The organism is Streptomyces sp. RKND-216, from assembly GCF_004795255.1.
In the GTDB taxonomy this organism is placed as follows: domain Bacteria; phylum Actinomycetota; class Actinomycetes; order Streptomycetales; family Streptomycetaceae; genus Streptomyces; species Streptomyces hazeniae.
Genome location: NZ_SSBQ01000002.1, coordinates 777,967 through 787,093, shown reverse-complemented (window position 1 = coordinate 787,093; position 9,127 = coordinate 777,967). Strand labels below are relative to the sequence as shown.

8 protein-coding genes are annotated in these 9,127 nt (G+C 74.0%); all 8 read right to left on the bottom strand.

Going from position 1 to position 9,127, the window contains the following annotated elements; translation table 11 throughout:
• Positions 1-58: 58 nt before the first annotated feature.
• The 8 genes from E4198_RS03705 to E4198_RS03670 all read right to left on the bottom strand — a co-directional run bounded on the left by E4198_RS03705 (position 59) and on the right by E4198_RS03670 (position 8,954).
• Positions 59-274 (bottom strand): MbtH family protein, encoded by a 216-nt coding sequence (locus E4198_RS03705; RefSeq protein ID WP_136181878.1) that lies wholly within the window; start codon positions 272-274, stop codon positions 59-61.
• Positions 275-414: 140 nt separating this feature from the next.
• Complete coding sequence (locus E4198_RS03700; RefSeq protein WP_281727956.1) at positions 415-1,887, bottom strand: amidase family protein; 1,473 nt, start codon at positions 1,885-1,887, stop codon at positions 415-417.
• Entirely contained in the window at positions 1,880-3,181 is a 1,302-nt protein-coding gene (locus E4198_RS03695; protein ID WP_247597545.1) for an MFS transporter, read from the bottom strand. Before E4198_RS03695 ends, E4198_RS03700 begins: the two co-directional genes overlap by 8 nt.
• A complete protein-coding gene (locus tag E4198_RS03690; RefSeq protein ID WP_136181877.1) occupies positions 3,178-4,515 on the bottom strand; it encodes a glutamate synthase-related protein in 1,338 nt (445 codons plus the stop codon). Before E4198_RS03690 ends, E4198_RS03695 begins: the two co-directional genes overlap by 4 nt.
• Positions 4,512-5,465 carry an asparagine synthetase A gene (locus E4198_RS03685; protein WP_247597544.1) on the bottom strand — a complete coding sequence of 318 codons (954 nt, stop codon included), beginning with the start codon at positions 5,463-5,465 and terminating at the stop codon, positions 4,512-4,514. Before E4198_RS03685 ends, E4198_RS03690 begins: the two co-directional genes overlap by 4 nt.
• A 91-nt stretch (positions 5,466-5,556) precedes the next feature.
• Positions 5,557-6,876: a methylaspartate mutase gene (locus tag E4198_RS03680; protein WP_247597852.1), complete on the bottom strand. Its 1,320-nt coding sequence runs from the start codon at positions 6,874-6,876 to the stop codon at positions 5,557-5,559.
• Between the two features lie 92 nt (positions 6,877-6,968).
• The gene (locus E4198_RS03675; protein ID WP_136181876.1) at positions 6,969-7,445 is read right to left on the bottom strand and encodes a cobalamin-dependent protein; all 477 of its coding nucleotides are present in this window, start codon (positions 7,443-7,445) and stop codon (positions 6,969-6,971) included.
• A gap of 258 nt (positions 7,446-7,703) precedes the next feature.
• Positions 7,704-8,954 (bottom strand): helix-turn-helix domain-containing protein, encoded by a 1,251-nt coding sequence (locus tag E4198_RS03670; protein ID WP_168711359.1) that lies wholly within the window; start codon positions 8,952-8,954, stop codon positions 7,704-7,706.
• Positions 8,955-9,127 lie beyond the last annotated feature (173 nt).

Here is a 9,127-nt window from a genome sequence, read left to right as displayed (position 1 = left end):
ACGTGAGCGAGCAGAAAGGGGCCGGCAGACGGTGCCGGTTCGGGAAAAGGGCGGGACGTCAGCCCGACTTGGCCATGTCGGCGATCAGCGAGGCCGGGCGCATGTCGCGCCAGTTCTCGTCGATGTAGGAAAGGCACGCCTTTCGTTCATCGGGGCCGTGCTGCGTCTCCCAGCCGGCCGGAACCTCCAGATCGGCGGGCCACAGCGAATGCTGGTTCTCGTGATTCGTCAGCACGAGGTACTGCACATCGTCGTTCTCGAAGGGATTCGTCATGGCGGATGTTCCTTTTCTTCGGTGAATCCGGACACGTCGAGAATAGAAAGAAGAAAGGAGGTCGAACGGCAGCAGTGGGGGCAGCTCACCGGCAGTTCCGCGACTGCATTCCTGCCGATCCGAATGGTCTCCGCGGCTTTTCAGAAGCCGTCGGCGGCGGCGACCCGCCACTCGGCGCAACAGGACTCGACGGCGAGGGCCACCGGCAGCAGAGAGAGGGTGTCCGCGGGACCGAACACGGACATGCCGATCGGCAGGCCACCCGAGAACCCCACGGGCACGGAGGCGTTCGGGTAGCCGGCCAGGGCGGCGGGCGTGCAGCTGGACTTCACGCGGGGATCCCCGGCCCGGTGGTCGACGGGCCAGGCGGGTCCGTTGGTCGCCGCGACGAGGGCGTCGACGCCGTGCTGTCGCCGCGTGTCGTCGAGCAGGGTCCGGGCCAGGTCCCGCGCACGACGCCGACGGCCGGGTGCCAGCGCGCGCTGCTCCGGCGTGACCTCCGCGGCCTGCTCGAAGAGATCCTGGCCGAACAGCGCCAGTTCGGCGGCGTCGGCACGGTTGCCGGCGATCAGATCCTCCAGCGTCCGCGGCGCGCCGGGGCGGGTGCGCAGATAGCCCTCCAGGCTGGGGCGGAACTCGGCGTACAGCGCCCGGAGCCCTTCCACGAGCATCTCCACCGGCAGGTCCAGCGTCACCGGCACCACCGACACGCCCGCCGCCCGCAGCCGTTCCTCGGCGCGGTCCAGGACGGCCTCCGCGGCCGGTTCCATGCGGCGCACGCGCCAGCGCCCCAGACGCAGACCGGCCGGGGACACGGGAGCCGGCACGGTGGAGACCGGCAGCCCGCCCAGCACGGCGAGCGCGGTCGCCACGTCGCCGAGCCGTGCGGCCATCGGGCCCGCGGCGTCCTGCACGGTGGAGACCGGCACGATCCCCTCCAGGGGCAGTGCCCCCGGTTCCGGCTTCAGCGCCGCGACGCCGCACGCGCCCGCCGGACACACCAGGGAGCCGTCCGTCTCGGTGCCGAATGCCAACGGGACCATCCCGGCCGCGACGGCGGCGGCGGAACCCGCCGACGAGCCCCACGGACTGTGGCCCGGGGCGTGCGGGTTCTCCGTCTGTCCCCCCATCGCCGACCAGCCCTCACTGCCGCTCGTCGAACGGAAGTTGGCCCACTCGGACAGGTTCGTCTTGCCCAGGACGATCGCTCCGGCCGCGCGGAGCCGCGTCACCAGCGGCGCGTCCGCCACGGGCGGTGCGTCGCGCAGCAGCCGGGAACCGGCGCTGGTGGCGAGTCCGGCGGTGTCGATGGTGTCCTTCAGCAGGACCGGGATGCCGTCCAGCGGCCCCCGCGACCGGCCCGCCGCGTGGCGCGCGTCGGACTCCCGGGCCTGCTCGTCGGCGCTCGGGTCGAGTGCCAGCACCGCGTTCACGCGGTGATCGACCGCTGCGATCCGGGACCGGCAGCGTGCGACGAGCTCCGTGCTCCGCAGGCCCCGGGTCCGCAGCAGGACGGACAGTTCAGCGACCGAACGTGTCTCGGGCGGGGCCGCCGGTCCCGGGCAGGAGGCCCCGTGTCCCGCCCGCGTGCCTATGGTGTCGGAGTCAGTCAAGGCGGGCCTCCCGCAGCGGTCGCACCAGAAGAAGGGTCAGTGCCGCGCAGGCGGCGAGCGCCGCGTGCGCCGTCAACGCCGTCCGCATGCCGAAGCCTTCGGCCAGCACACCGATCAGCAGGTTGCCGAGCGGGGCGGCGCCGAAGACCAGGAGGGCCTGCACGGACATCACCCGCCCCCGGGCCGACTCGGGAGACCAGCGCTGCACGAGGGACACCAGGACGATGCCTCCGACGCCGGAGACCAGCCCGATCAGGCAGTAGGGCACGAGGGCCCAGTGCAGTGACGACACCGTGGCCAGCGTGGCCAGGCTGCACGCCTGGATCACGCTCCCCAGCAGCACCACCCGTCCCGCCCGGCGGCGGGCCGGCCACACCAGCGTCAGCAGAAACCCGGCGGTCGCCCCCACGGTGAACAGGGTGAGGAGCAGGCCGGCTCCCCCGGCCCCCGAACCGTAGGTGCCGGCCAGCAGCACGACGCCGACGTTCACGGGACCGGCGGCGCTGAGTTCCACCAGGCCGATGACCAGCAGCACGGACCGCAGCCGCGGGCGGCGGAACACCGTCCGCAGCCCGTCGGCGATCTGCTGGCGGAAGGTACGGGAGGTGGGCGGGGACGTGTCCTTCGCGGCATCCGCCGTCGCGTCCCCGTGGGCCCGCGCCCGGTCGTCCGTACTGCCGGGCAGGCCGCGCGCCTTGCGTACGGCGAAGGCGGCCAGGCCGAAGGTCGCGGCGTTGACCACGGCGACGAGGGGAACGCCGCCCAGCGCCAGCAGTCCACCGCCCAGCGGCCCTCCCAGGGCCTGGCCACCGCGCAGTCCGCTGAGGTAGAGGGCATTGCCCCGCACCAGGTGCTCCCGGGGCAGCAACCGTGCCCGGAACGCGCCGGAGGCCGGCACGAAGAACGCGCTGAACAGGGCGAGAGCCGCGGCCGCGACCACCAGGACCACCACGTCGGGGCCGGTCACGACGACGACCCCTGCGGCGAGCGCCATCACCCCGGCCCGGGCCACGTCCGCGCGGAACATCACGCGGCGCGGTCCGGCGGAGTCGGCGATCGCCCCGCCGCCCAGCAGGGTGAGCAGCCGCGGCAGCGAAGCCAGAGCGAGGACCGCTCCCGCCCTTCCCGGGCTGGTCGTCTCGGTCAGGGTCCAGGCGAGGGTGACGTACCAGGCCGCGTCACCCAGCGACGACAGCCCCATGGCGGAGACGAAGCTCAGGTAACGGGCCGTGAAGAGTCCGCCGGCGCGCGCGCGGACGGGGGCGGCCGCGCGCCCGGTCGCCAGGTACTTCACGGCGCCCCTCCCGGCACGAGGGCCGTGGGCGCCTCCACCGGTACGCCGTCTCCGCCGGGCGACCACAGATCCTCCGGACCCAGATCGCCGACCCGGTACTTGCCCACGGCGCTGACGAGCAGCCGCAGTTCCAGCGCCAGCGCCTCGACCAGGCGCACCAGGCCGTTCTCGGGGTCCTCGGCGACCGCGACCAGCGCGGCCCGGCCCAGCCCCACCGCACGGGCACCCAGCGCGAGCGCCTTGACCGCGCGGGTCCCCTCCCACATCCGTCCGGAGGCGAGCAGGTCGTGCTCGGGACGTCCCACACGTCGCAGGCACTCGCCGAGCGGGAGACCGACGTGGTCCAGGAACGCAGTGGGCGCCCATCCGCTGCCGCCCTCGGCGCCGTCGACGGTGACCGCGTCCGCGCCGCTCTCCCAGGCCACGCGGGCCGCTGCTCCGACGTCCCGGCCGGGCGGCAGCTTCACCCACACCTTCACCCGGGGGAAGTTGTTGCGCATCAGTCGGATCTGCTGCCGCAGGATCTCGTCGGTGAACGTTCCCGGACTGCTGCAGCGCAGCAGGCGCTCGCCGCCCGCGTCCAGCGAGCCGTCCACGGTGTACTGCCCGGACACCCGCGCCGCCTGGGCGTGCGGCAGCACCGTCATCCCGCCGAGGCCGGGCTTGGCTCCCTGACCGACCTTCAGCTCGAAGGCGAGCCGGCCGGTGTCCAGCAGGGGCGCGGCGCCCGGGTCGCTGTGCACCAGGTTCCAGACCTCGGCGTCCGCGTCCTCGGTGCTCTGCTGCACCACGACGCCCCCGACGCCGTCGGGTACGCCGCCGAGGTAGGCGTGGAGCCGGGCCAGCAGCATCCGCTCGGCCTTCTCCCCGTCCTCGCCCCCGGTGCCGTCGGAGCGGCCGTAGCCCTCCACCGGGACGATGTTCTCCCCGACGACCATCGGGATGCCCAGGCGGCCCGCCTGGCGGCTCGCTGCCAGGCCCAGGTCGCCGCCGGCGATCCGGGTGGAGCCGAACGCGGACAGGTACACCGGTGCGGCGGACGCGAACCCCCCGAAGGCCGAGGTCAGTTCGACGTCGTGGTGGACCGGCTCGCGGGCCAGGTCCACCAGCTTCTCCAGTCGTTGCGGCATGAAGACCGGAGGCACCAGCCGGAACGCGTCGAGGGGGTCGGCCCAGAGCGCGGGACGCGCCGGGTCCGCGCCGAACAGCGTCGAACCGTACGCGTCGAGGGGCGGGAAAACGGCGGCCGTGCCCCGGCGGGCCCGGTCGCGGACGGCGTCGGAGGGGAAGCCTTCCGCGACGGGACCGGCCGGTGCGGGCGTGGGGCTGTTCACGGCGTCACCTCTCCCGGCACCTTGGGGAACGCGCTCGCCTGCCACACCGAGTCCAGCCCGGCGACGTAGCGGGTGAAGCGCTCCAGCCCGATGCCGAAACCGGCGCTCGCGGGGATGCCCTGGCGCGCCATCCGCAGGTACCACTCGTACTTGGCCGGGTTCTCCCCGGTCTCGCGCATCCGGGTCACGATGCGCCCGTAGTCGTGCTCGCGTTCGCTGCCGCTGCACAGCTCCCCGTAGCCCTCGGGCGCGAGGATGTCGAAGTTGCGCAGCGCGCCCGGCTCGGTGCGGCTCTCGCGGTCGTAGAAGCCGCGCGAGCCCTTGGGGTAGTCGGTGACGAAGAACGGCTGCTCGCTCTGCCGCGACAGCAGCGCCTCTCCCTCCCAGTCGATCTCCGCGTCGGCGGACTGCGCGTGGCCCAGCACGTGCAGCGCGGAGACGGCCTCGGCGTGCTTCATCGAGCCGAACGCCCCGTCGAGCAGGGGTGCGAGAGCGGAGACGTCGCGGCCGAGCTCCTTCAGGTCGTCGGAGTGCGCGTCCAGCACCCCCCGCACCACGGCCCGCACGAGGCCCTCGCCGACGCCCATGGCCGCCTCCCGGTCGGCGCCGGCGATCTCGACGTCGATCTGGTGGAACTCGGCCAGGTGACGGCTGGTGTTGCTGGTCTCCAGCGGTTCGAGGCGCACGCAGGGGGCGATGCAGAAGATCTTGTCGAACGCGAGCAGCGACGCCTGCTTGTACAGGATGGCGCTGCTCATCAGCTTGTAGCGGTGGCCGTAGTAGTCCACGTCGACCTGCTTGGAGCCGCGCACGCCGGGGTCCGTGACCGGCCCGATGACGGGCGGCAGGAGCTCGGTGAACCCGGCTTCGCGCAGGTGCGCGCGGGCCGTGGCCAGCATCGTTCCCTGGATTCTGATCACGGCCCGGGTCACCGGGTCGGTGAGGTGCACCGGGGGTTCCTGGGGCAGCCGGGGCCGTCCGGAATCGGCCGTGGCGGTCCCGGACTGCTGCGGGAGCGGGCCGGCCTGGTGCCTCGTGGCGTCAGGAGTGCGAAGCAAGACGTTCACCGTCCTTCGTGGGGTGGGGTGGGATGCCGGACCCTGCGATCGCGGCGGGTGGGGTGGGGCTCCGGTCGAGGACCGGCCGGTCGTAGCGCTGTTCGACGTGGGCCAGTGCGCGCAGCAGGTCCCCGGAAGTCATCCGCGGCGCCTCGGTGATCTCCACCAGGCCGCCCAGGGGCATGCTGCCGATGGCCGCCCAGCGCAGCCGCCCCTCGGCGTCGATGCTGCCGCGGGAGCGCTGGGCGTTGTCCGGGTGGAGGCAGTAGGGCACGTCCAGATAGCCGCGCTGGAAGGCCCGGGGGAGTGCGACCGTGAGATCGGGGGAGAGGTCGAGGACCGCGCCGACGAGCGCCGAGGCCTCCGCGTGGATCCCGGTGTCGGGCGCGGAGGCGGCGGGCCGGACAGCTGCCGCCTCGTCCGCCGCGGCACGGTCTGCGGCCTCCAGGGCCCGCACGTTCTCCTCGACCGTCGGGATGCGGTGGGCCTCCGCCGTCGTCTTCACGATGAGCCGTGCCGCCCCGGTGCGGACCGCCAGCCGGGCGGCGTCCTCCAGCAGTCCGCGGGCCCCCTCCGGGGTGCGGGGGAAGACTCCCATGTAGGCGTAGAGGACGAGGTGCCGTTCGACGTCGGGGATGAGCGTGCGGGCGAGCCGGTCCAGCGCCCGCAGCGCCTCCTCGTCCTGCTGGGGGTGGGTCTGCTGGGCGTAGCTCAGGGAGACGCTGCGCACCCCGTGCTGGGCGAAGAACAATCCTTCGAGCACGCTGAGGGCCACGAGCAGGCTGGGGGGGCAGAGCTGGCCCATCATGCAGCCGCCGAACGTCTCCAGATGGGGCTCGACGCCCCCGTCGCGGGCGTGCAGCAGCAGGTCGCAGGCGTGGGACCAGTTCGTGACGGCCTCGCGGAGCGGGGTGCGGCTGTACGGCAGGCAGTAGGAGACCGGTCCGCCTTCCGTGGCGTGCAGGCCCGCGGCCACCAGGGCCCGCATGATGTCCTGCGGGCAGGCCGAACCGTGCCGCACCTGTACGGGGAACCGTGGCCCCTCGACGCCGTCCAGCACCTCGCGCGTCGTCGTCCGCGGGTGCGTCACGAGGGGGTAGCCGTTCAGGCCGACGCCGTCGGCGAGGGCCTGGCGTGCCGCCTGCAGTGCGCCGACGCGGGTGTAGCTGTCCACCGTGAGGGTGCCGACGGTGCAGGCGCGGGCGTCCCGCGTGGCCAGCAGACCGGATCGCATGGCCGTGGGAGAACTCATGCCCATCCGCGGCTGGACCACCAGCCGGCCCTCCCGCCGCGCGGCCTCCACGAACCCGCCGAACGAACCGTCCGCCGGGGCGGTGGGCAGCCGGGCGGCGCCCGGGTCGGTGGGGCGGACCGCCGCGCCGGGCGCGTCCCCGCTCACGGGGCGACGCTCGCCGGTATCGCCCGCCGTCCGGCCTCGACGGACTGCAGGAAGGAGCGGAACGAGGCGAGGCCGGAGCCGTCCTCGAAGACCGCGTCGAATCCCGCTTCGAGCAGCGGGCCGGTCTCCTGCCCGTCCGGCCCGGAGATCCCCAGCTTTCCGCCGATGACCATCGGCAGGCGACCGCACTCCGGGTCCTCGCGCAGCAGCCGGGCGACCCTGCGGCCGTCGGCGCCGCCGTGCCCGTTGACGCTGCTGAGCACCAGCAGGTCGGGCCGCAGCTCCCGGCACTCGGCGAGCAGGGTCCGGTCCGGAACACAGGGCCCCAGGTTCGTCACGCGGTGCCCGAGCTCCTCCAGGAGCAGTTGGAGGAACACCAGGTTCCACGTGTGCGCGTCGGACGCCACGCCGGACACCACCACGTGCAGACCCGCCGCGCGGGTTCCGGACACCTCTCTGGCGGCGACTTCCATCTGTGGGCCTCATTCCCTGCGGGTCGGGGTCTCCTCGAACGCGGCGTTCCGGGCGGCGGGGCGTTCCGCAGCCGTTCGATCGGGTCCGGGCCTGAACCGCCTTGCGCGGTCGGCGGATTCACCGTAGGAGCGGGACGGGGGCGTCATCGGAAGTCGCACCGGCAGGTCACCGGCAGATCGAGGGCACCCGGAAGTCGGGGCGCGTCCGCACGCGGGGCAGCCGGCCCTCCGGGAGGGCCGGCACGTGCACGCCCGCCTTCACGCCGCTGTCCGGCCGCCCGCCGCGACCAGCAACGGGCGGAGGCGGTTCAGCACCCGGAACCTGTCGGTCCCCTCCTCGTCGGCCGTCCGCAACAGGCCCCGCAGGAGCAGCGCGTGCAGCAAACCGGCGGTGTGCCGGGTGGTCGTGCCCGACAGCAGGACGGCCTCGTCCACCGTCCACCCGCCGGGCAGGGCCGCCAGGCGTGCGAGCAGTTCCCGCTCCCTGCTGCCGACGTCGGCGAGCGCGAGGGCCAGCGGGTCCGGCAGGCCGTCCGGGTCCGTCGGGGGGAAGGCGAAACGCTCCGGGTCCTCGGCCTCGGTCATGGCGCGCAGAAGTTCCTCCGGGGACTGCAGGAGGCACCAGGACGCCGCGTCCACCAGCCGGGCGGGAACCCCATCCAGCCAGCGGCACAGGGCCGCGACGGCGGCCGACGTCTCCACGCCGAGCGTCTGGTGCGGTCGCAGACGCCGCAGGTGCGTCCTGAAGAGACGCACCGAGGGGCAGCCGGCCGCGTCGTCGCCCCTCCCGTCCGGCCCGCCCGGAACGGGGAGCGGACCGACCGGCATCAGGTGGGCGCCGTCGCCCTGTCCCGGCACCTGCGCGGTGGTGACGACCCGGAGGCGCGGAAAACGGTCCAGCAGGCGCCCGGCCGCCTCGGCTGCCGCAGTGCCGCGCGCCCCGTCGACGACGAGCAGCGTGTCCTCCGCGCCCCGTCCCGCGAGCACGCACTCGGCCGACTCCGCCAGGCTCCCGCCGTCGGGGACGTCGCTCGCGTCGCGCCAGAGCACCGACCACCCCTCCCGGTCGCGCAGAGTGGTGGCCACCTCCAGGGCCAGGCGGGTCTTGCCCACGCCGGGTATGCCGACGACGCACACCCGTCTGTGGCGTTCGAACGTCAGCAGGTCGCTCAGGGCGCGGAGTTCGCGTTCCCTGCCGATCAGCGGAGTCGGGGAGACCGGCGGCAGCCAGTCGACCTCGCCTCCGTGCCCGGGCTGCGGCAGCGGATCGGCGGCCGCCTCGAACGCGGCGCGGCTCCCGCCGCTGAGCCGCAGCACGTCGCCCAGCAGCTGGACGGTCGCCCGCCGGGGACGCCGGGCCCGGCCGCTCTCCAGGTCGCGTACGGCGCGGACACTCAACGTGGCCAGGTCGGCTACCTGTTGCTGCGTCATGCCCGCGCGTCGCCGGTGGGTGCGCAGCACCTCGCCGAACGTCGCGGGTTGCCGGGTGGTGGCGGTGGCAGCCTTCATGATCCCCTCTCCTGTTACTGTGTCCGGCCGAGTACCGGGCCCGGCGCGGATCTTTCTCAGCGCCGAGGAGACGCTGCCTGCCGGGCGGTAGTCATCTTCGGAAGGGGACCGTGCGCCCCGCATGGGGAGCGCGCCCCCACATTCCGCGGCTCCTGCGCGGACCTCCCGTGCCC